At 70.6% G+C, this 20,298-nt stretch carries 23 protein-coding genes and 2 pseudogenes; 11 read left to right on the top strand and 14 right to left on the bottom strand.

From position 1 onward, the window contains the following. Positions 1 to 523 precede the first annotated feature (523 nt). Together ACSC1Q_RS31500 and ACSC1Q_RS31495 are read right to left on the bottom strand one after the other, a co-directional pair. Positions 524 to 1,375: a class I SAM-dependent methyltransferase gene (locus tag ACSC1Q_RS31500; protein ID WP_436762322.1), complete on the bottom strand. Its 852-nt coding sequence runs from the start codon at positions 1,373 to 1,375 to the stop codon at positions 524 to 526. Positions 1,376 to 1,423: 48 nt separating this feature from the next. Continuing rightward, a complete protein-coding gene (locus ACSC1Q_RS31495; RefSeq protein ID WP_436762321.1) occupies positions 1,424 to 2,038 on the bottom strand; it encodes a hypothetical protein in 615 nt (204 codons plus the stop codon). A 25-nt stretch (positions 2,039 to 2,063) separates the two neighbouring features. Between ACSC1Q_RS31495 and ACSC1Q_RS31490 the strand changes: the two genes are divergently transcribed. Beyond that, positions 2,064 to 2,273, top strand: a complete 210-nt coding sequence (locus ACSC1Q_RS31490; RefSeq protein ID WP_436762320.1) for a hypothetical protein — start codon at positions 2,064 to 2,066, stop codon at positions 2,271 to 2,273. 367 nt (positions 2,274 to 2,640) lie between these two features. Here the strand turns inward: ACSC1Q_RS31490 and ACSC1Q_RS31485 are convergent, their stop codons facing one another. Genes ACSC1Q_RS31485 through ACSC1Q_RS31475 form a run of 3 tightly spaced genes read right to left on the bottom strand, consistent with a single transcriptional unit; the run spans position 2,641 to position 4,368 of the window. Further along, on the bottom strand, positions 2,641 to 3,231 hold the full coding sequence (locus ACSC1Q_RS31485; RefSeq protein ID WP_436762319.1) for a hypothetical protein: 591 nt from the start codon (positions 3,229 to 3,231) through the stop codon (positions 2,641 to 2,643). Positions 3,232 to 3,243: 12 nt separating this feature from the next. Further along, complete coding sequence (locus ACSC1Q_RS31480) at positions 3,244 to 3,627, bottom strand: hypothetical protein (RefSeq protein ID WP_436762318.1); 384 nt, start codon at positions 3,625 to 3,627, stop codon at positions 3,244 to 3,246. 51 nt (positions 3,628 to 3,678) lie between these two features. After that, positions 3,679 to 4,368 carry a thermonuclease family protein gene (locus ACSC1Q_RS31475; protein ID WP_436762317.1) on the bottom strand — a complete coding sequence of 230 codons (690 nt, stop codon included), beginning with the start codon at positions 4,366 to 4,368 and terminating at the stop codon, positions 3,679 to 3,681. A gap of 404 nt (positions 4,369 to 4,772) precedes the next feature. Here ACSC1Q_RS31475 and ACSC1Q_RS31470 point away from each other — a divergent pair, with 404 nt between their 5' ends. Then, on the top strand, positions 4,773 to 5,087 hold the full coding sequence (locus tag ACSC1Q_RS31470; RefSeq protein WP_436762373.1) for a hypothetical protein: 315 nt from the start codon (positions 4,773 to 4,775) through the stop codon (positions 5,085 to 5,087). 43 nt (positions 5,088 to 5,130) lie between these two features. Here the strand turns inward: ACSC1Q_RS31470 and ACSC1Q_RS31465 are convergent. Beyond that, positions 5,131 to 5,379 (bottom strand): annotated as a pseudogene (locus tag ACSC1Q_RS31465) (hypothetical protein); the annotation flags it as partial. A 119-nt stretch (positions 5,380 to 5,498) separates the two neighbouring features. On the opposite strand from ACSC1Q_RS31465, the gene ACSC1Q_RS31460 reads away from it, so the two are divergent. After that, a complete protein-coding gene (locus tag ACSC1Q_RS31460; RefSeq protein WP_436762316.1) occupies positions 5,499 to 7,163 on the top strand; it encodes a hypothetical protein in 1,665 nt (554 codons plus the stop codon). 245 nt (positions 7,164 to 7,408) lie between these two features. On the opposite strand, the gene ACSC1Q_RS31455 is transcribed toward ACSC1Q_RS31460, so the two are convergent. Both ACSC1Q_RS31455 and ACSC1Q_RS31450 read right to left on the bottom strand, forming a co-directional pair. Next, on the bottom strand, positions 7,409 to 7,888 hold the full coding sequence (locus ACSC1Q_RS31455; RefSeq protein ID WP_436762315.1) for a tyrosine-type recombinase/integrase: 480 nt from the start codon (positions 7,886 to 7,888) through the stop codon (positions 7,409 to 7,411). A gap of 75 nt (positions 7,889 to 7,963) precedes the next feature. Then, a complete protein-coding gene (locus tag ACSC1Q_RS31450; RefSeq protein WP_436762314.1) occupies positions 7,964 to 8,086 on the bottom strand; it encodes a hypothetical protein in 123 nt (40 codons plus the stop codon). A gap of 187 nt (positions 8,087 to 8,273) precedes the next feature. Here ACSC1Q_RS31450 and ACSC1Q_RS31445 point away from each other — a divergent pair, with 187 nt between their 5' ends. Then, positions 8,274 to 8,606: a hypothetical protein gene (locus ACSC1Q_RS31445; RefSeq protein ID WP_436762313.1), complete on the top strand. Its 333-nt coding sequence runs from the start codon at positions 8,274 to 8,276 to the stop codon at positions 8,604 to 8,606. Here the strand turns inward: ACSC1Q_RS31445 and ACSC1Q_RS31440 are convergent. The 4 genes and pseudogenes from ACSC1Q_RS31440 to ACSC1Q_RS31425 all read right to left on the bottom strand — a co-directional run. Further along, entirely contained in the window at positions 8,566 to 9,108 is a 543-nt protein-coding gene (locus ACSC1Q_RS31440; protein WP_436762312.1) for a Tn3 family transposase, read from the bottom strand. The genes ACSC1Q_RS31445 and ACSC1Q_RS31440 overlap by 41 nt on opposite strands. Beyond that, the gene (locus ACSC1Q_RS31435) at positions 9,093 to 9,392 is read right to left on the bottom strand and encodes a hypothetical protein (protein WP_436762311.1); all 300 of its coding nucleotides are present in this window, start codon (positions 9,390 to 9,392) and stop codon (positions 9,093 to 9,095) included. Before ACSC1Q_RS31435 ends, ACSC1Q_RS31440 begins: the two co-directional genes overlap by 16 nt. Before the next feature lie 40 nt (positions 9,393 to 9,432). Continuing rightward, positions 9,433 to 10,131 carry a 2'-5' RNA ligase family protein gene (locus ACSC1Q_RS31430; RefSeq protein WP_436762310.1) on the bottom strand — a complete coding sequence of 233 codons (699 nt, stop codon included), beginning with the start codon at positions 10,129 to 10,131 and terminating at the stop codon, positions 9,433 to 9,435. Between the two features lie 247 nt (positions 10,132 to 10,378). After that, a pseudogene (locus ACSC1Q_RS31425) lies at positions 10,379 to 10,693 on the bottom strand (relaxase/mobilization nuclease domain-containing protein); the annotation flags it as partial. Between the two features lie 552 nt (positions 10,694 to 11,245). Between ACSC1Q_RS31425 and ACSC1Q_RS31420 the strand changes: the two are divergent. From ACSC1Q_RS31420 to ACSC1Q_RS31400, 5 genes are all read left to right on the top strand, one after another. Continuing rightward, on the top strand, positions 11,246 to 12,142 hold the full coding sequence (locus ACSC1Q_RS31420; protein WP_436762309.1) for a hypothetical protein: 897 nt from the start codon (positions 11,246 to 11,248) through the stop codon (positions 12,140 to 12,142). Between the two features lie 307 nt (positions 12,143 to 12,449). Next, positions 12,450 to 13,019 carry a dihydrofolate reductase family protein gene (locus tag ACSC1Q_RS31415; RefSeq protein WP_030925166.1) on the top strand — a complete coding sequence of 190 codons (570 nt, stop codon included), beginning with the start codon at positions 12,450 to 12,452 and terminating at the stop codon, positions 13,017 to 13,019. Between the two features lie 965 nt (positions 13,020 to 13,984). Next, positions 13,985 to 15,148: a hypothetical protein gene (locus ACSC1Q_RS31410; RefSeq protein WP_436762308.1), complete on the top strand. Its 1,164-nt coding sequence runs from the start codon at positions 13,985 to 13,987 to the stop codon at positions 15,146 to 15,148. Positions 15,149 to 15,227: 79 nt separating this feature from the next. Further along, positions 15,228 to 15,410, top strand: a complete 183-nt coding sequence (locus tag ACSC1Q_RS31405) for a hypothetical protein (protein ID WP_436762307.1) — start codon at positions 15,228 to 15,230, stop codon at positions 15,408 to 15,410. 330 nt (positions 15,411 to 15,740) lie between these two features. Then, positions 15,741 to 16,748 (top strand): TerC family protein, encoded by a 1,008-nt coding sequence (locus ACSC1Q_RS31400; protein WP_436762306.1) that lies wholly within the window; start codon positions 15,741 to 15,743, stop codon positions 16,746 to 16,748. A gap of 117 nt (positions 16,749 to 16,865) precedes the next feature. Here ACSC1Q_RS31400 and ACSC1Q_RS31395 read toward each other — a convergent pair whose 3' ends face one another. Beyond that, entirely contained in the window at positions 16,866 to 17,501 is a 636-nt protein-coding gene (locus tag ACSC1Q_RS31395) for a TetR/AcrR family transcriptional regulator (RefSeq protein WP_436762305.1), read from the bottom strand. Positions 17,502 to 17,730: 229 nt separating this feature from the next. On the opposite strand from ACSC1Q_RS31395, the gene ACSC1Q_RS31390 reads away from it, so the two are divergent. Together ACSC1Q_RS31390 and ACSC1Q_RS31385 are read left to right on the top strand one after the other, a co-directional pair. Continuing rightward, complete coding sequence (locus tag ACSC1Q_RS31390; protein ID WP_436762304.1) at positions 17,731 to 18,291, top strand: hypothetical protein; 561 nt, start codon at positions 17,731 to 17,733, stop codon at positions 18,289 to 18,291. Positions 18,292 to 18,409: 118 nt separating this feature from the next. Further along, positions 18,410 to 19,366, top strand: a complete 957-nt coding sequence (locus tag ACSC1Q_RS31385) for a hypothetical protein (protein WP_436762303.1) — start codon at positions 18,410 to 18,412, stop codon at positions 19,364 to 19,366. Between the two features lie 149 nt (positions 19,367 to 19,515). Here ACSC1Q_RS31385 and ACSC1Q_RS31380 read toward each other — a convergent pair whose 3' ends face one another. Continuing rightward, positions 19,516 to 20,124 (bottom strand): TetR/AcrR family transcriptional regulator, encoded by a 609-nt coding sequence (locus ACSC1Q_RS31380; protein ID WP_436762302.1) that lies wholly within the window; start codon positions 20,122 to 20,124, stop codon positions 19,516 to 19,518. Positions 20,125 to 20,298 lie beyond the last annotated feature (174 nt).

Here is a 20,298-nt window from a genome sequence, read left to right as displayed (position 1 = left end):
GAAGGCCCCTGCCCGGCCGCCTCCGCCGGTACGGGCCGGCCTGGGCCGGGAGTGGGACGCCCTTTCCTCCTGGCGGCCGACGATGTCGTCACCGGCCGGCGCGGGGTGCCGTCGTCCCGCCGGGAGGCGAGGTCCGGTTCCCCGGCGTCGCCGATCGCGGTGAGTCCGTCACCGGTCCGGGTGGCCGTCGCGGGCGCCTCCTCGGTGTCAGAGGTGGATGAGAACCTTCAGCGCGGTTCTGTCGTTCATCGCGCGGTAGCCGTCGGGCACCTGCTCCAGGCCGACGTGCGGTCGAAGACGCGGCCGGGCTCCAGGGTGCCGTCCAGGATCCCGGGCAGCAGTTCGTCGATGTAGGCGCGGCTCGCATGAGAGGCCTTCCCGTCGTTGGTGGTCGTCGTCGGACCTGCCCATGGCCGGTCGAGGCCGGGTGAGCGGCGAGCCTGCCGTCGGTCCGCTGTCGGTAAACCCGGCTCCCTCACCCGGCGAAAGGCCCGTGGAGGCGGCCGGCGAGCATCGCGACCTCCTACCGGCGCGGCCCTTCGACGCGGCGGTCGCCGCCGTGGACGGGCGGCCCCGCCTGTTCCGGGGTGACGCGCGCCCTCCGCGAGCCGAGAGGCCCGCGGACTTCGGCGCGGTGGTCGACATCGCGCCGCGCCACGAACACGAACTCCCCGCCCGGCCGGTCGGGTGCGTCGCGTACGTCCTCGACGACGAGGCCGTGCTCGCGCAGGTCCCGCTCGACCTCCGTACGTTCGCGGAAGCGAAGCGTCGATTCCGAGGTCAGTACCTTCCCGTCGGCGGCGAACACGTGCGTACCCCGGAAGCTCACCAGCGGCAGGCTCACGTCCGTCAGCTCGGCCCAGGTCTCGACCCGGCCGACGCCCGGGATGTCCGTGATGCGGTACGTGGTCTCGCGCGTCCACCCCGCCCACTCCTCCCACACGCGCCGCGCCGGATCGCGCGTCTCGAAGACGAGCCGCCCGCCGGGCCGCAGCGCCTCGTACGCGCCGCGCAGCGTCCTGCGCCATGCCCGCGGATCGGTGATCGCCTGGGCGACGTTCCCGGTCATCGTCACCAGGTCGATCCGCATGGGCGGCAGGTCTCCCGCGTCGCCGTCGAGCCAGCGCACCCGCTCCGCGCCCGGCTTGCCACGCGCGACGTCGACGGACGCCCGCGCGGGATCGATCCCGGTGACCGTGATCCCGCGCCCGGCGAGCAGCAGCGCGAACACGCCCGTACCGCACCCGACGTCCAGCACGGACCGCGCGCCGAACTCCTCCGCCATCGCGAGATACGCGTCGAGATCGCCGCGATCCGGATCGAGCGGGTCGTAGATGGCGGCGAGGCGCGGATGCCCGAACATCGCGTCAACCATGAAGGCGAACATACGCGGCCCCGAGCCCGCGCGGCCACCGCGGGGCGCTCACCGCCGGGACGCGTCGCCGGACGGCCGCTCCCTTTCCGCTCCGGGAACGGTCAACGCCGGGAAGGTCTCACTGCGAGGACTCCGGACAGACCCCACCGCCTGGGCAGGTGGGGGCGCGGTGACGCTGCGAGTCGTGAAGTTGATCATCCCGGCCCGCGGTGGTCCACCCGCGCCCAGGTCATGGTCCAGAGCCTCGCCCAACCTGTTGCCACGAACGTCTTCGAGACGTTCGGAGACGACGAGGCGGTGCTTCCCGGCGCGCCACGGGTGGTTCGGGGTGAGTCGCGCCGCGGTTCCGTCCGGTGCGAGTGACGTACGCGTCTGAACGACCTTTCCCGAAGGGGCCAGGACTTCGATCTCGTCCTCGCAAAGGGCGGCGTCCATCACCCTGTCGAAGTGCACGGCGGCGGGTTCGAGGCTCCCCGTCGTTGGGGGGACGAGGCTCCGGTGTGTCTCGTCGACCGCCTTCAGAACTGGATCGCCTACGCGGAAGGTATGGCGCGCTGTTTGCCCGAGCGCCGTGACGACAAGGCTGTAGGTGCGTCCGGCGACGAGTGCCGGCTCGTGAGACGAGTCAGTTCCGAGACCGCGTTCGATCCTTCCCGGCTCCATCAGGACCGTCAGGCGGTGCCCCCTGTTGACCGCTCTGCGCCGCGCCGTCCAAGACGCGCTGGAGCACCGGTTCGAACAGCTGAAAGCCGAGGGCGGCCTTCGCGCCGACCAGAGTGCCAGTGCTCTTGCCCGCTATGTCGCCACCGTTGGTCAAGGGATCGCCGTGCAGGCCGGCGGCGCCACCCGGGAGGAACTGATGACCGTCGTCGAATTCTCGGCCAGAACAGTGGCGTAGTCATTCGCCGCAGAAGAATCCTCCGGCGCCCGCCATCGGTTCATGGAGAAGTTTCCGGAGGCTTTCAGCCTCAGCGATCACGAAGAGTGGTCTGTGTTCCTGTTCGAACAGGAACACAGGCCACTTAATCAACGACTCTTACCAGTCCCGGAGGCCATTCCTAAGGAATCGCCGTCGCCGTGCGGCACCTGTCGCCCCGCGCGCGGCTCATGCGGGTTCAGTGCGCGCAGCCCGCCGGGCATGTCGGGCGGCTGGAAGGAGTAGCGGCCTCCCACGACCCGCGACGCAGCCGTTTACCGCTGCTCCGCTGTTTCCAAGGCCGTGTCCGGAATTACCATGGCCGCTCAGAGCGACCGGGTGTGACGGCTCACCACCAGTGCTTGCCCACGGAGAGGAAACGGCCGCTGTTGTCCGTCAGATTGGGCTCGTTCACCAAGAACTCGATGGACGGCGGAGCATTCTCCAGTATGCGCAGGCATCCACTGTAGGAGCCCGCGACATACCAGCGCCGGGGCACCATGGTGCCGCCCAGCGTACGACCGTCGGGAACGCTGCCGTTGCTCTCCAGGCGCACCTGCCCGTATTGGACGCGCATCAGCAGGGCGAACTGCCGCAGCCCCGGTGCCGGCCAGCCTCCCGTCGCGGGCGCGTTCACCGGATCGCCGTCGGGTCCCTTTGCGGCGCCCGCTCCGGGTTGAGTTTGAATCGACCCTGTCGTCCGGAAGCCGAGAAGGTCATTCGGCAGATACCCCGGCGGGCTCGTGTAAGGCAAAAGCCCGGTGCTGGGGATATTGAAGGTGTTCTGGTACGAGCTTGACTCGTACAGGCACCTTTCCAGCGGGTTCACCGCTCCCGCGACGGCCGGAGTGGCGGGAACGACGGTCAGTGGCGCAATGGTGACCAGCGCGAATACCACGGTGGCCGGCAGCCGGCGCCGACCACCAAAGAGCATGACCATACGCCATATACCTCACAGCGGGAAAGAAATGTCAACAGCCTCTACTGGGCGAGCGGGCTCGCCTCGTGCTGGATGGACGGCTTTTCGGCGAGGTTGAGCCGTGCGCCGTGCGCCGTGAATGAGGGACAGAATGGAGTTGATCTCCCACGACGGCTGGGCGGCTTGGATCGGCAGCCGGCGGGTGAGTGGCCGCCCCGATCCCGCCCCGATCCCGCCCCGATCCCGCCTCGCCTCGCCGAGCCGCGCAGACAGTTCGGCCTGTTCCAGATCGCCGACGCTCTCGAGATATCGGTCACAGAGTTGTTCGACGGCTGCGAAGTCCTTCGCAACGAGTGAAAGCCGACGGCCGGAGATATTCAGGCCGTCGACGCGTACGCCGAGGAATACCTCGATCAATCGCGGAAAACTCCCGCCCATCTGCGGGCAGGAGCCTTTCCGCGGTCAGGATCAGCGCTCGCACACGACGCCGTCGCCGTCGCGGTCTTGGTACCAGGTGTACTCGGGATCGGTTCCGCGCCGGTAGGGCCCGTATCCGGCGGCGTTGGCCGCCGCGCAGGTGGGAAAGCGGGGGTCGTTCCCACCCGAGGGCGGATCCGGCGTCGAGGTGGGCGTCGAGGTCGGATTCGGGGCCGGAGTGTTGGTGGTGTCGCACCGGCCCGACCAGATGCGCAGCCGCTCCTTCTTGGCCTTGGCCTGCTCGGCGCGCATCACGGCGATGTACCTGTCGTTCGGCTTGTACAGCACGGCTTTGCCGTAGCCGTAGCGCACCAGGTTGCGGTTGACGAACACCCCGCCGGTGTTCCACGCGTAGAACCGGGATCGGCCGTAGCGGTCTTTGGGCTCCTTGTCGGCGAGCAGGTACGTCGTCTTGCCGATGGGCAGCAAGGCGGCGGTGCGCCTGGTGGCGGCGGTGAACCAGCACGTGCCGCGCTCGGGGGCGTCGACCTGCAAGAGGCGGACGCGGACGGTGGAGCCGGTGCGGGTGAAGCGCACATCGATCGTGTCGCCGTCCACGATCTTCACCACCGTCGCCTTTCTCGCGCCTTTCGGTATGGCGCCGGCCTCGGCGGGCGCGGCCACGGCCAGGGGCACGGCGAGGACGACGGCGAGCAGGGACGCGTTGATGCTTCGGCTCACGGGGCTCCTTCGTACGAGACAGAGCCCTGACCGTAGCCTTATGGGTTCAATTCGGCACAGATGGTGACCAATTTGGAACGTGTGAAAGTCCTTCACATCGACGGCTGCGCGTCCGGAAAATCCCTGCCCCGCCGCCCTGCCCGACCAATCGTTCGACCCGGGCGATCAACCCGGCCGACGGCCGGCGGCACGCTCACCACTCAGCCGGTCGCAGGCGGTTTCCAAGTGCCGGCGTCCAGCATGGGCGCCATGGCCCGTACACGAAGGAACACGACACAGACACGACGCCCGAAGGGCATCGCCGGCCGGCCCTCCGTAAGACCCTGGCCCGCAGGCGGCGGTCCGGGCCAGGGCGCACACCGAAACGGGCTTCCGCCAAGGCGTCGGATCGCCCGACGGTCAGGGTGTTCATCAAGGAGGCGCGGCTCGCGATCTTTCTGACGCTCTTGTTCGCCTGCCTCATGACGTTCGTGGTCCTCGCCGTCACGCCGCCGCTGAAGGTGGCGCTCGGCTACACGGGCACGCCCGGCACCGCGACCGTCCTGTCGTGTGTGCGCCTGGGCAGGGCGAAGGACGACTGCGACGCGCGCTTCGTGTTCGACGACCGGCGGCTTCTGGATTCGCCGTCATCAAGCCGCCTCGTCCGTGGAGTCGGGAGCGGGAGCCAATCGCACGCTGCCGGACTGAGGGCTTCTCGTCGGGGAAGACCCACTTCCTGAGCGCCCAGAAGCGGAAGATCATGGCGATCAGCGTGCCGACGATCTGTGCGCTTACGAAGTCGGCGATCTCCTGGGTCACCACGCTCACGTCCGGGGTCTCCAGGTCGAGTACGTACCGGGAGATCCAGAGCGGCGCAGAGCTGAGCACCAGGCCGACGCCACTGACCAGGAAGAACAGCGCCGCCTCGTGACGGCGCTCGCGGCCGCCCCTGGTCCGGAACGACCCAGGGCCCCGACCAGGCCAGAGTTTCGCCCGGGCGTTCCTCAGGGGGCAGCCGCACAAGGCGGCCATCGCGACCCCCCTGGTTAAGGACCGCATTCAGAAACTCGGCGACTGGCCCTTCACGGCGACGGCGCGACATGCGAATATACGTTCGAAGAACGAAGATCGTCTTTCGGAACGGAGTGCATGTGCGTCCTTCAGCCTCTGAACGCATCAGCCGATTAGTCGCCTCGGCCGGGTCTCTGCTCCTGGCGGCGAGCCTGCTCGCCGTCCCAGCCCCCGCCGCGGCCGCCGATCTCGTCGCCGATCTCGGGGTCGCGGGCATGGGCGGGGACCTGGTGGCCGGCCACGGCAAGGTCTTCGTCGCCGCCGACGACCGGATCGTGGTCACGCACCTCGACGGCGAGGCCGTCACCACGATCGGCGGCCTGTCCGGAGTCACCGCCCTGTCCGCGCCGGACGGCGCCAGGAAGGTGTACGCGACGCTGAGCGGCACGCATGAGGTGATCGAGATCGACACCGCCACGGTCGCCGTCACCCGGCGCATCGATCTGTCCGCCTATCCGTGCCCGTCCACGCTGGCGCAGGCCCACAACCGGCTGTGGATCGGGTACGGTTGCGGTGGGGCGGGCGAGGGAGGGGTCGTCGCGCTCGAGGTGCGGGCCACCCCCATCCTCGCCAAGGTCGGGCCGGCCACGACCAGGCCTCCGCTGGTCGCGGTCGCCGGCGCCTTCCTCGCCGTGTCGGAACCGGGAGTCAGCCCCGCCACCGTCAGGCTGTACGACGTCAACCGCGACCCGGGCAACCCGCTCGGCGAGATCCTCGGCGACGCAAACGGGCTGCCGCCCCTGGAGGACCTGGCCCTCGCCTACCAAGGGTCGGCGGTGCTGCCGGTGCCGTCCGGCACCCACCGCTTCGACGCCTGGGACACCACGACCTTCGACCGAGCCCAGGCCTACGACGAGAAGGGGCCGGCCGGGCACGACCTGGCCGCCACCGTCGCGGCCAGCGAGAACGGCTACTACGTCGTGGGCGGCTGGAACTCCGCCTTGGGTGACGCGGCGGAGCTCGTGGTCTATGACGCGACCACGAGAGAGGTGATTTACACGGCCGGCCACCAGGGAAAGGCGCTGGTGCCGGGCAGCATCGGCTTTTACGGCATCTACACCTTCGCGGTACTGAAGGAGCCCGGCACCGGGCGTATGCACCTATGGCGGCTGCCGTCCGCGCCCTACCACTCCTCGGCCCTGACCCTGACGGCGCCCGCCGAGGCGAACGCGCTCAAGCCGCTGACCATCAGCGGACGGCTCACGCTCAGCACCGGGGCGACCCCCGGCGTGCAGACGCTGGAACTGTACAGCTGGCTCCCCGACGGCACCGACCGGCCCTTCCGGGAGGTCACCACAGCGGCGGACGGGACCTACGAGTTCACCGACATCCCACCAGGCATCGGGGCGTTCAGGTATCGCCTGTCCTGGCCGGGCAACTCCTGGTACTACGGGGCCTACGCGACGGCGACCGTCACGGTGGCCAGGTACGAACCGGCGCTCACCGTGACCGGGCCCGCGACGGGCGCAGTCGGCGAGCTGCTTGAGTTCAGCGGTTCCTTCGCCGCCGAGGGCGTCGTCTACCCGCGCACGACGGTCACCGTCAGCCGCAGGGCCGTCGCGCCGGACGGCACCGTCACCACCAAGGGTCAGAAGCTGGCCGCCACCACCGACGGGACGTTCGCCTTCACCGACACGCCGGCCACGGCCGGGAAGCACACCTACACGGTCACGCTGGTCGGGAGCTCGACCGTCAAGGGAACGAGCACCAATCACGTGGTCACCGTCGTCGAGCCAGCGGGATAGCGTCCCAGGGAGCCGGGGCCTACCTCTCGTAGGCCCCGGCGATGCCGGCCGCGCGGCGGCGCGCAGGGGCTCCACCAGGCGGAGCAGCTCGCGGGCGCGCCACACGGACAGTACGATGCCCAGCGCAGCGACGGGCCGCCCGACCGTGACGGCCCGGAACTCCTACAGCTCCGGCGAGCCGCCACTCAGTTGATCAGTGGGTACGGCGGCGGGGCGCCAGGACCTCGGTGACCTTGGCGATGGCTTCAGCGCCGGGTTTGACGTAGCGCACGGCGGTGCGGGGGTTCTTGTGCCGGGTCTTGCCCATGATGAGCTGCAGCTTCGGCTTCGCCGAGGTGGGTGGCGGCGCTGTGGCGCAGTTGGTGGAGGTCGAGCCCGGCGTAGGTGTCGAGCAGGACGCGGGCGCGGTCGTAGCCGAGGCGGGCGCGGCCGGTGTGGGGGCAGATGTCGGCGGCCGCCGGACGGCGGGCGGGGACCGGGCGGCGTTCGGACAGGAACAGCGGACCGTGCGTGCGCGTGCTGCCGTCCGGGAGCCGGAGGAGCCGGAGCAGCAGGTGGGCGGTGCCACGGTCCCGGTACACCCACTCGATGGCGCCGCCTTTAGAGCGGACGGGGGCGCGCCGGTGCTCCAGGTCGAGGTCTTCGACGTTCAGCGCCAGGATCTCGGCGGCGCGGTTGCGGTTCCAGGTCGCCGGCGCGCATCGGCCCCACAACTCGGTGAGCACGGCGCCGATCTCGGCGTCGGCGACGTCGGCGAGCGGCCGGTCGCAGCCGAGCAGTGCGGTGACGCGGTCGATGGCCTAGGCGTAGGAGCGGTGGGTGTCGGGGTTGGCGGTGCGCGGGGTGGCCAGGAAGGCGTCGGCGGCCGCGGCGAGGCTGACGCCTCCACCGCGAAGGGCGGTGGCCTTCGGCGCGGCGCTCATGCTGGCCGCCGGGCGGCGGTCGCTGCACAGGCCTGGGCGACGTACCGGATAACGTGCCGGAGTCGTGCACCGTCCCGGCGAAGGGTTCTCCTGATCGCCGCTCCGCCATGATCGCTCATGTGCGTGATGATAGATCATTATCCCGTACGTGAGATCGGATCGGCGACGAGGGGATGAGCGCGGCCAGATGAGCTTCGGCAACTTCGCCCGCAAGGCGCGCGATACCACCTTGCCCCATCAGCGACGGCTATCCGCGCTTCGCTCCTGCGTGCAGCTCTACCGGCCGATCGGCTTCGAGGCGACCTTGAGTTTCCCGGACGCCACAGCTGGGCCGTTCCGCACCGATGAGGCCGCCCTCCCGCGAGCCTTGGCCGTGCTGGAAGCCAGCCGTTCGGCCTGGCAGGAGGAGAGGCCGGCCTACGCGGCCGCTCGACGCGAGGCCAAGCAGCGCGGTCAGCGCAGCCCTCGCCCGGACGACATCAACCCCTACACCCCGACCCAGTCGTGCCCGCCTCGTTGACGAGGGTGGGGCGCGGTGGCCGCCATCCATCATCGAGTTTGGCGGTCTCGCCTTCGATGTCGACCTCGATGAATCCGAAGAAGTTGATGTTCTCGCGGTGGCCGGGTGCGATGAACGACAGCAGTTCGTCGGGAACCTCGCGGCCTTGGGCGCGCAGCTCGGTGATGCCTTTTCCGTAGTACTCGGTCGTCCAGGTGATGACGGCGTTGGTGAGGATGGTGAGGCACCAGGACTGGTCGGTCAGGTGCGGCCGGACGATCGTGCCTTGCTGGGCGTAGTGCGGGTCCCGGCGCAGCGCGTGCAAACTCTCGCCCTTGTTGAGCTGCCGGGAGATCTTCCGCCGGTACACCGGATCCGACAAATACCGGGCGGCGTGGATGGTCCTGCGGATGCGCCCCCACTCCTTGATCGCCGCGGCGAGGGTGTTCTGCCGGGATGCCGCCGACCACTTTCCGACCACCAGCGACGCGGTCGCCTCACCGAACCTCAGGGATCCGGCCATCCGCAGCGTTGCCCTTCCTCGTCCAGGCGGACCGCGCCAACGTCGTTCGGCGCGGCGTTCGCCAGGGTCTCTTCCAGATCTTCCAGGGCCCGGTGGAGCTCTTCCTTGACCTGGTCGATCGCCTCAGAGGCGTCGGCGGGCTTGCGGACCAGCTGGCAGAACTCCGCTCGCTTGCTCTCCCACTGCCCGGGCGTGAACAGGTAGGTGCCCGGGTCGGCGTACCGGCGGGAGCCGGGCACGAACACGTCGCCGGAGCGGAGCCCGTCCCGCAGGGCCAGCACCACGCACAGCTCCCATCGGGAGGGGTGGCGGTGACAGGCCGGGTCAGCCCTGTCCCGCCAAGGGGACGGTCGCGCGGAGCGCGCCGTCGTAGCTGCGCGCGCCGCAGAACGCCCCGGTGGCCTCGGCCAGTCCGTCGAGCACCGTGACCGCCCGCGCCCGGGTCGCGGCGTCCAGGTTGCGGGCGAGCGTCACATGCGGGAGCCACCGTCCCGGCGCGTGCGGCGGGTTGCCGCCGCGGGAGCCGCCCAGCACCCGCCACACCCCCGCGTGTACGGCCAGCAGCCGGGCCTGCGGCACCACGCCCCAGGCGAGCACCCGCGCCCGGCCCGCGAACAGCAGCAGCGGCCCCAGCCTGACCGGCACCGGCAGGTCACCGAAGGCCTCGGCGAACGCGGCCGGCGCGTCGGGCGGCAGCCGTTCGCAGACCGCCAGCGTCAGATGGGGGCGGTTGGTCGGGTGCGGGTGCCGGGCCTGGCTGGGCACTCCCTCGGCCGCCAGCCGGTCCCAGGCCGCGCGCACCGCCGAGTCGAGCATGTCGTCACAGGTCAGCTCGATGGTGTGCATCCGGCAACGGTAACGGGTGCGCTGTGCCAGGCCGCGGATCTCTGCCGGGGCATGCTCGGCGCGGCGCCGGTGCAGATCGCGGGCCAAGGCCTCGGCGTGCGTGGTCAGGGAGGCGGCCTGGCGCAGCTGGCGGTGCTGCTCGCGCGCCCACACCCCCGAGGCCCTGGCCTGGCGCACGAACTCGGCTTCGCCGGCCGAGCTCGCGGCCGCCGACCGGATCAGGCGGGCCAGGCGCTGACGGTCCGGATCCCCGCCGTTCGGGCCCGGTCCGGCGGCCGGGCTCCTCGATGGCGGACCGGGCCCGGCACCGCGCACCCGGGGCACGCTGGACCGGCTGGAGGCGCTGGGCGCGTTCGGCCTCGGCGCGGCTGTAGCCGGGCAGGCCCCGCCCGGGACGTCCCTCCACCACGTACAAGCCGAAGCGGCGCTCCATGTCCGCACACAGCTCCGACATGACCCGCCGGTCGCGGCCCGGCACGGCCAAGGCGCCGTCCTCGCGCACCAGGTTGACCGCCAGGTGAATGTGGTCGTTGCCACCGGCCGAGGGCCCGTGGTGGACCGCGATCCACCGGCACGCCGCCCGCTGGTCACTCTCGTCGAAACCCAGCCGCTCCACGGCCGCGCGGGCCACGACCGCCCACTGCGCATCGGCCAGCACCTCACCGGTGGGCAGGGAGATGGCGCAGTGCCACACCCAGCCCTGCTCGGGGGCGATCTGTTCGGCGTCGGTGAAGCGCACGGTGTTGCGGTTGGGACGTCCACCGGCCACCCGTCGGCGGCGGCCGCCCGGTCCGCCTCCGGGGCGAGGCTCGGGCGGTGAGGCGTCCTCGACGTCGACCACCGGCCTCCCCTTCCCAGCGAAGCGTCCCCGCCCCTGGGCGGGGACAGATCACCTACGACGGTAGGCGGGGGATCAACGCGGGCGAAAGCCCCGAACGGACCGGCGGCGAACAGACGTCTGTTCCTCATCTCGCTGAAGCAGGAAACGCCTCTCCCCGAACACCCGGCCCTCCCACCTTGTTGCGCGCGGACTTGATGTCAGTGGGTCGCGCGGACAGCAACGTGGACCCAGCACACCGGGGCCGACGCCGGAACCGCCGCTGAGTGGATTCTCAGCGCCCCTCAGCGGGATCACAGCTCTGACAGAGCAAGCTCATCGAGTCATCGAGTCATCGAGTTACGGGGCCGAGGAGTTCGGATGAGAGCCGAGGCATTGAGCGGGCCACGCAGATGGCCCTGCGTTGCGGCGGTGTGGAGCTCGGCCTACGGGGTGGCCCACGTATGGTGGCTGATGGACCCGGGGTCGCCGTCGGCTCCTCCCGAGGAGGCGTTCTCGCCTGGCCGGTGGGTGGCGGTGACGCTCGCCTTCACGGCCACGGCGGTGTGCTCGGTGATCGCCGCTGGGATCGGCCACCGCTGGGCGGCACCTGTGCGGTGGACGCTGGTGGTGCTGGCGTGGGTGGCCGGGACCGGACTGATCGTTTATTCGTACATGCTCGCCATCAGTCTCGCCACCATGCTGTTCGGCCAGGCCGACCACTGGGGGAGCCTGGCGACCCGCGCGGCCGGAGCGACGGCGGGCGCGCTGACGCTGGCGTGTGCCGTCGCCGAGCAGCGCAGGGTCCGGCGGGCCTGCGTCCGCTGCGCCCGGGTCCACGGCCGTTCGCCGGAGCGGCGCACCGATCCCACGCCACGGTGGGCCTACCTCGCCGCCTACGTCGCGATCGCCGGCTGCGCCGCTCGTGTGACCGCGCTGGTACTCGACTCCGTCGCGGCGCGTAAGGCGCCGTTCGCGCTCGGTTCGCCTTTCGGGATCTTCGTGGCCTTGCTGATCCTGGCCGGCACCCTTCTGCCGCTGGCACTGGTCCACCGGTTCGGCAGGATCTGGCCGCGCTGGGTGGTCCCGCTGGCAGGACGTGATGTGCCGCGATGGCTCGTGCTCGGACCCGCCCTGTTCGTCGGCGCGAGCCTGGTCGGCTACTTCGGCGTGGCCGGGATGGCGGCGTGGCTCCTTGGCAAGGGCGGTCTGGCCCAAGCCCCGGCCTGGAAGGTGTCGATGGAGATGTTCGGCTACACGTCGTGGGGCTTGGGCCTGCTCGCCGCCGCCGTGTTCTACCACGGTTCGACCAGGCCGTACTGTCCCTCTCCCGGGCTCACCGTTCCCCGCGCCGCACGAACGTCATCGTGATCGAATCAACGGGTGATCACCAACACACCCTCTGCCGCCCGGCCGCCCCAGGTGATCGACAGCCGGTCACTGACATTGAGCCCGCGCGACCCGCTGACATCATCTCCGCGCGCAACAGACGCGCGAGATCGTCCGTGGACGTGGACGATCGCGCAGCGGCAAGGGGATGGGAGCGCGGTGTGTTTCTGGCGTACTCCGGCCGCCCCCGGAGTAGGTGGGATCGGGCGCCGATGAGAAATGGCGCCGACGGCCGTCTAAGTAGACGTCCGGTGAAAACGCGCTGCGCGCATCAAGGGAGAGCAACTAGATGAGACCACTTCGATACTCGATCAACGTCACGCTCGACGGCTGCTGCCATCACGAGGCGGGGCTCCCCCCGGACGAGGAGTCGATGCGTTACTGGACCGCTGAGATGGAGCGAGCCGATGCCCTGCTATTCGGCCGGGTGACCTACGAGATGATGGAGTCGGCGTGGCGGAAGCCGGCCACGGACACGTGGCCTGACTGGATGGATGAGTGGCAGATCCCGTTCGCCGAGACCATCGACCGGGCGAAGAAGTACGTCGTGTCGAGCACGCTGAGCGCGGTCGACTGGAATGCCGAGCTGGTGCGAGGCGACTTCGGGCAAGCGGTTCAGCGGCTCAAGCAGGAGTCAGGCGAGGGCTTGTGGGTGGGTGGCGTGACGCTCCCCCTGGCGTTGGCAGATCTGGGACTGATCGACGAGTACGAGTTCCTTGTGCAGCCGGTCCTTGCCGGACACGGGCCGACGTTGCTCGCCGGTCTGCGCGAGCGCATCCAGCTTGAGCCCGTGGACCGCCGTGAGTTCCGGTCGGGGGCGGTCGCCCTGCGATACCGGCCCACGCGAGTTACGGCTTGACGTGATTTATCCTGGCACGTTGGCCGCTCCCTCGCGACGGAACGACGGCTGACCAGGGGAGAGGGGGGCGCCGCTTCCTCGCCTTTCCCGGCCTCGCCCCCTTGGCCTGTCCGGTCGGCGCGCGGCCGACTGTCCAGTCCGGAGCTGACGAGCGCAGCGAGGAGGCGCCGGACTTGACCGGCGGCAAGCGTCGACCACACTTCAGGCCGGGGCGAGACCGACGACGTCGTCAGGCCGATCGCGCCCGCGCGTAGAGTCCTGGCGAAACCGGCGAAACGCACCGGCGTCGACGCGGTGTCCCGCCCCCCGGGGCCTGGCCGTCGTGGTCAGCTTTTCGGTGACTTTGCGGAGGGTCGGGGCCCTGCCCGGGTGCGCGTGCAGGGTGTGCGGGGTCGTTTCGACTTTCCCGTACGCGCCAGGACGGGCGGCGGCGAGCGACGTATCCGGTGCGGGGTTTCGCCGCTCGCCGTCGCCCGCCGCGGTGGGCGACGAATCGCACGCTCCCACGGCGGGAGTCCGGCTGGGTGCGCGCGAGCTTGGCGCGCCTGGTGTGCGGCACTGACCTTGTCGGCCAGGCGCTGGAGCCCGTCGTCGTCGAGCATGGCCCCCGCCCGGTCGCCGCCGGGCGGGGAGACCTCCAAGGGTGCGGCCTTGATGGGATGCCATGATCCACCTCGCCATGATCGACACCATGACCCGCCGCCTCACCGGCGAAAACACCCCAACCTGGCGCGGAACCTAAATACCCGATCCAGACAGAACCCGCAGAATCAAACGCTCACTCAGATTGAGTGAGACAGAACACGAAGACAGCTCGCCGCTTGAGAATCCTCGCCCCAGGTCAGAGCCTCCTCGCCGAGGACGGCTCTCTGTCACGGGACACCCCGGCCAGGCCGGGACGCAACGGATCTTGTTTATTGTTTTCTAATTTCTGGAAAATCAAAGATTTTCAGTAGGATTCCGGCATGCGGGAGCCTGGCGCGGTGACGCCGTGCGGACACTGCGGGACGCCGATCGAGCAGCGGCCCGGGCGGGGGCGGCCGAGGGCGTACTGCGCGCAGGGAAACTGCCAGGCGGCGGCCAAGCGCGAGCGCGAGATGCGGCGGGCGACGCCGGGGCTTGAAGGGGCGCTGGCCAGGGCCGAGGAGTTCTACGAGCGCATGGAGAAGGGGATGATCGCGGCGATCGCCCCGTTGGCGCAGGTGCTGTCCGAGGAGTTGAGCCCGGCGGGGGTGGAGGCCAAGGTGAGCGCGGTGCAGGCCGAGGCGCACACCAGGGTGGCGATCGCGCGCGCCGAGCGGGAACAGGCCTTCGAGCAGATACGCCTGGCGCGGGAGGCTTCCGAGCACGCCCGGCGCGAGCGGGACGCGATGGCGCGCCGCGTGGAGGAGGCCAACGCCGAACGCGACATCGCGCTGGCCGACGCGGAGACCGCCAGGGAGCAGGCGCTGGCCGCGCTGCACGAGGCGGCCAGCACCGAACGCCGGGCCAGGCAGGCCGAGCAGGAGGCCACCCGCAGGGCTCAGCGGGCCGAGGCCGCCCGCGACGCGGCACTGCGGGAGATGGCCGAACGGGTGGAGGCCGCCGAGGTCGAGGCGCGCCGGGCCGAGACGCGCGCCATCCACGATCAGGAGCAGTCCGGTCAGGCGCGGGCGGAGTGGGACCGGGCGCTGGAGGAGACCAGGAAGGCCCAGGAGGCCAGGGGCCAGGCCGAACGTGTCGCCTCGGCCGCGTCGGCGCGCGCCGACGCGGCCGAGGCGGAGCGGGACCGGGCGCTGGCGCGCGCCGACGCGGAGGCGGCCGCGCGCGCCCAGGCCCTGGCCGAGGCGGCCGAGGCGCGCACGCGGGCGGAACGGGTGGACAAGCAGGCGACGGAGCTGGAGCGGCGGACGGCACGCCGGACGGCCAGGGCCGAGGAACGAGCCGCCGAGAAGATCGCCGAGGCGGGGGAGCGCGCGACGGCCAAGGTCGCCGAGGCCCTCGCCGAACGCGACGAGGCCCGCATGCGGCTGGCCATGGAACAGATGCGCCTGACGGACCTGCGCGAGCAGGTGGAGGCGCTGCGCGCCGAGTCCGACCAGCTCAGGGAGCGCGCGATCACCGCCGAGCTACGGGCGGAACCCGGCTGAGCCCCTGAACCTGTGCGCCCTACCGGGCCTCGGCCGACGCGAAACCGGGGTGCGGCGCCTCCGGCCTGTCCTCGTGCCGGTGACCGGCGGACGGGACGGAGGGGGTGGTTCGAGGGGGAGCGGCGGCCGGGGCCGGGGCCTGCCCGGCCACAGGACGGCGACGACGGCGATCGCGGAGATCGTCAGCAGCACGCCCAGCAGAATTTCGAGAAACGTGGTGGTCGGCATCGAGTCCTCCCTCGGCCTCGCTGCGCTCGGGTGACGACGAGGACGAAGGTCTTCCCACACCCCCGTGTCGACGAGGGCCACCCCGCCGGGCCTCCCCGCGCTCGGGGGCCGTGATGACGATCGGGGTGTCGGACGGTGGGTACTCCCCTCCGTGTCAATTCCACTATCCGTGCAGCTCAGGCCATAGTCAAACGCACCCCGGGGAAGACCGCCGCCCGGGGATCCGCCTAACCTGGGAGGACGAGGGGAGTACTTCCCAAGAGCCGATCCGGTCAGTACGGACGTCCCGCGGCGTCCCCGGGCGGCCGCCCGCAGGCGCAGGTGAAGGAGACCTCGAACAGCCGAGCGCGTTCGAGGAGGTCGCATGCCCGCCGAGGCGATCCTGCCGATAGACGATCTTGAAACAATCGGTTCACCGAAACTGTGGACGATCACCGTGGCCGCCCTGATGGTCCTGCTGGCCGTGGACTTCGTACTGACCCGGCGCCCGCATGAGGTGCGGATGCGCGAGGCGGTGGGCTGGTCGGTCTTCTACCTGATGCTGCCCCTGCTGTTCGGCGTCTACGTGTGGGGGGTCTTCGGGTCCGGTGTGGCGGTGGAGTTCCTCACCGGCTACGTGGTGGAGAAGTCACTGTCGGTCGACAACCTGTTCGTGTTCATGCTGCTGCTGTCGGCCTTCGCGGTCCCCTCCGTGCTGGCCCAGCGCGTCCTGCTGTACGGCATCATCGGGGCCCTGGTGCTACGCGCGATCTTCATAGCCCTTGGGGCGGCCGTCCTGCGGAGCGGAACCTGGGCGTTCCTGCTGTTCGGCGGGATATTGATCGTCACCGCCTGGAAGATCCTCAAGGACGCGCTGAGGGGGCAGGAGCACAAGGTCGACATCTCCTCAATGCGCTCGATCCGGCTGCTGCGCCGCTTCATGCCGGTCACCGACGACTACCACGGCTCCCACCTGGTCGTCCGTGAGAACGGCCGCCGCGCCCTGACCCCGCTGGCGCTGGCCATCGTGGCCGTCTTCGCCACCGACATCGTCTTCGCCGTCGACTCGGTGCCCGCCGTGTACGGGGTGACCGAGGATCCCTTCCTCGTCTTCGCCACCAACGCCTTCGCCCTGCTGGGCCTGCGGGCGCTCTACTTCGTGCTCCTGGGCGTCCTGACGAAACTGCGGCACCTGAACCACGGGCTCAGCGTCATCCTGGCCTTCATCGGGACCAAGCTCGTCCTGCACTGGGCGCACGGCGTCTGGACGTGGGTCCCGGAGATTCCCACGCCGATCTCGCTGGGGGTCATCGTCGTGGTCCTGATCACCGTCACGATCACGAGCGTGCACGCCAACCGCCGCGACGCGAAGCCCTCCGCCCCGCCCGCGTGACGCTCAGGATTTCCGGGTGACGTCCGTGGCACCGCGCGGCGCCACCGGCCCCTCGGCGCGCGCCCGGGCCCGGCCGTGTGCCGGCCACCACGCCGACGAGATCGGTGACGGAGCCGGTCACCGTGCAGGCGCGTCGACGGCGTGCCCGGGCCCCGCCGGCCCGATGTCGTCGGTGGCGGCATGAACCCGCAGGAGCCCCTCGACCCCGTGCAGGAAGGTCTCACAGACCAGCGCCGGGTCGAACAGGCAGCCTGCGGCCATGGCGCCGTCGCGCATCATCACGAAGTGGCGGGCGGCGGGCTCGGCGCCCGTCTCCCGGACCTTGGCCAGCAGTTCCGTGACGGTCTCCAGGAACCATTGGCGGTGGGCGAGCACGGCCTCGCGCACGGGGGACTCGGGGGCGGGATGCTCGGCGGCGGCGTTGAGGAACGCGCACCCCCGGAAGCCGGGGGACCGGATGCCCTGGGCGATGGACTCGCCGAGGGCTCGGACGGTGTCGGCGGCCGGGAGTCCGGCGGCGACGGCCGCGTCCGCCTGGCCTCGCATGGCCCGGTCGACCTCGTTCAGGTAGGCGAGGACGAGGTCCTCCTTGCCGGGGAAGTGCCGGTAGAGGGTGGCCCGCGTCACCTGCGCCTCCGCGACGATGCGATCGATGCCGACGGCGTGGATGCCCTCCGCGTAGAAGAGCCGGATGGCCGTGCCGAGCAGCCGGGATCGCGCTTCGGACGGCCGGCCTTCGGATTGGCTGCGCATGCCGCCATCCTAGCGGGTAGAACGTTCGGTCTTGACAGCTCGCGCCGCAGGTTGCCATGCTGTGTCGCGGTAGAACGTTCTGTCTTGTTGGGGAGTCGTCCCAGTGGCACGTGTACGCGAGTGCGCACCGCTCGCTCACCCGATCGAGAAGGCCTCACCCGATCGAGAAAGCCGGCCGCGGGACGCACCGGACCGCTCTCCTCGTCACTCATCCCGTGAAAGGGTCACCATGAGCACCATCACCGCTTCGCCCAGCATCTCCGGGACCGCGTCCGTGCTGCGGCGGCTGTACTTCGTCCGGTTCGCGTTCGCCATCGTCTGGGCTCTCGTGATGTTCACGACCGTCTCGACACTGGGTCCGCTCGCGGTCACCCTGCTCGTGCTCTACCCGCTGTTCGACGTGGCCGCCGCCGTCGTCGACGCCCGCGCGACGCGCGCCACCGGATCACCCGCCCTGCCGTACGTGAACGTCGCGGTCAGCCTGATCACCGCCGTCGGCGTGGCCGTCGCCTGCGCGTCCGGTATCCCGGCGGTGCTGCGCGTGTGGGGCGCCTGGGCGGTCGTGGCCGGGCTGGTCCAGCTGATCGTGGGGGTCACCCGCCGCGGGATGGGCGGCCAGTGGCCAATGATCATCAGTGGCGGCGTCTCCGTACTCGCCGGCGCGTCGTTCGTCCTCGGTGCCTCCGCGGACAACCCGACGCTGACCAACGCGGTCGGCTACGCCATCCCCGGCGGCATCCTCTTCCTCGTCTCGGCCCTCCGTCTCGGCCGCGCCGCGAAGGGAAACTGACCCGGCCTCCTCCTCCCGGATCCGTCCCCCGCCGCCGACCGGACCCGGGCCGCGCGGGGAGAGATCGGCGCGGGATCACTGCCACAGGTTGTCAGGGTCGGTCCGCAGACTGGTCCCCATGACGATCTGGACCAAGGAAACCGGCGACTTCGACTTCCTCAACGGCCACTTCGACGTCCGGCACCGGACCCTGGAGAAGGTCTTCGTCGGCGGCGACGACTGGCGGGAGTACGAGGGCACGTGCAGTGCCCGGACCCACTTCGACGGCGCGATCAGCATCGACGAGATGCGGTTCCCGGACAAGGGGTCGTACGGGATGTCGGTGCGGCTGTTCGACCCGGTCGAGAGGGAATGGACGATCCACTGGATCGACAGCACGACGATGGAGCTCCAGCCGCCGGTGAAGGGCCGCTGGAAGGACGGGGCGTGCTGGCTGGTCGGCGAGGAGGAGCTCGACGGCAGGCCGATCCTGGTCAGCTACGCCTGGTCCGACATCACCGACACGACCGCGCACTGGGAGCAGTCCTTCTCCGAGGACGGCGGCGAGTCGTGGGAGGTCAACTGGACGATGGATTTCACCCGCCGCGACACCGAGCCGCCGCGGATGGACCTCCCGAAGCCGACGGGCGACTTCGACTTCCTGGTCGGCGGGTGGGACACGCGCAACGAGCGCCGCGGGCCCGCGCTCGGCGAGCCCGCGGAGTGGTACGAGGCGGCCTCCACGATGAAGGGCTACACGTACTTCGACGGCGCGATCAGCTTCGACGAGGGCTGGTACCCGACCGAGGGGTTCCGCGGCGTGACGCTGCGGCTCTTCCGTCCGGAGACGAGGACCTGGTCGATCCACTGGGTCAACAGCCTGCGCGGAAAACTTGAGAGTCCGGTGACCGGCTCCTTCGGCGCCGACGGCACGGGCGTCTTCGAGGGCCCGGACGAGTGGGAGGGGCGGCCGATCGACGTGCGCTTCCTCTGGACCCCCGGGGCGGAGCGGGCCTCGTGGGAGCAGTCCTTCTCCACCGACGGCGGCCGGACCTGGGTCCCCAACTGGAGGATGAGCCACACGCGCACCGGGTGACGGGGTCTCGCGACTCCCGGGGAGCCGGGCTCGGCCCGGTCCACCGGTGACGCGGACATGTCAGCCCGCCGGTTGGACAGGGGACAGCCCGGGGGTGTCCGGACGAAGACGGCGAGCGGTCACCCGCTGAGCCGAGCGCCGGGTGGTTCTCAGGAGAGCGGCCAGTTGCGGAGGGCGGCGTCGGCCACCTCCTGGAGTTCGTCGCGGCCGACACCGGTCGCGGCCTGCACGGCGATGCCGAACGCCAGGGTGGTGACGTAGCGGGCCAGCAGCCCCGGATCGGTCTCCGGGGGCAGGTCACCGTCGTCGGCGGCTCGCCGGAACCGCTCGCGGACGAGGGAGTGGCTGTTGTCGCGCCAGGAGACGAGAAGGTCACGGACCTCACGCCCGGAGTCGCCGACGGCCAGGGCGCCCTGGACACCCATGCACCCGTGAGGATGGGCCGGGCGGGTGGTGGTCCGAACGGTGCCTGCCAGGATCGCGGTGGCGACGCCGAGGGCGGTCGGCTCCTCCAGGGCCTGGACCAGGTATGCGCTCGGGCCCTCGGTGTAGCGCTCCAGGGCCCTGCGAAACAGCTCCTCCTTGTTGCCGAAGGCCGCGTACATGCTGGTGGTGGAGATGCCCATCGCGCCTGTCAGGGTGGCCAGGCTGGCCCCCTCGTAGCCGTGCTCCCAGAACACCAGCACGGCGCGCTCGAGAGCCTCGTCGGCGTCGAATCCCCGCGGCCGGCCGATCGGGCCGTTCTGTCTCGTCTCCACTCCCGCAGCCTACCTCTTCCGCAGCGATCGCTACCGAAGTGCTACTCTACAACTTTTGTAGCGATCGATACAGAAATCGAGGGGGCCGTTCGCGTGGGACCAGCCGGGGGTGGCGGAATCGGCCTGGCCGGCGCCGCACGGCCGAGGGCACACGCGTCGGGGCCCCGGCCCCGG

It is taken from the genome of Streptosporangium heterodermiicola (assembly GCF_051390675.1).
Classification (GTDB): domain Bacteria; phylum Actinomycetota; class Actinomycetes; order Streptosporangiales; family Streptosporangiaceae; genus Streptosporangium.
Note: the sequence above shows the minus strand (reverse complement) of the source record. Positions and strands in the feature narration are given on the sequence as shown.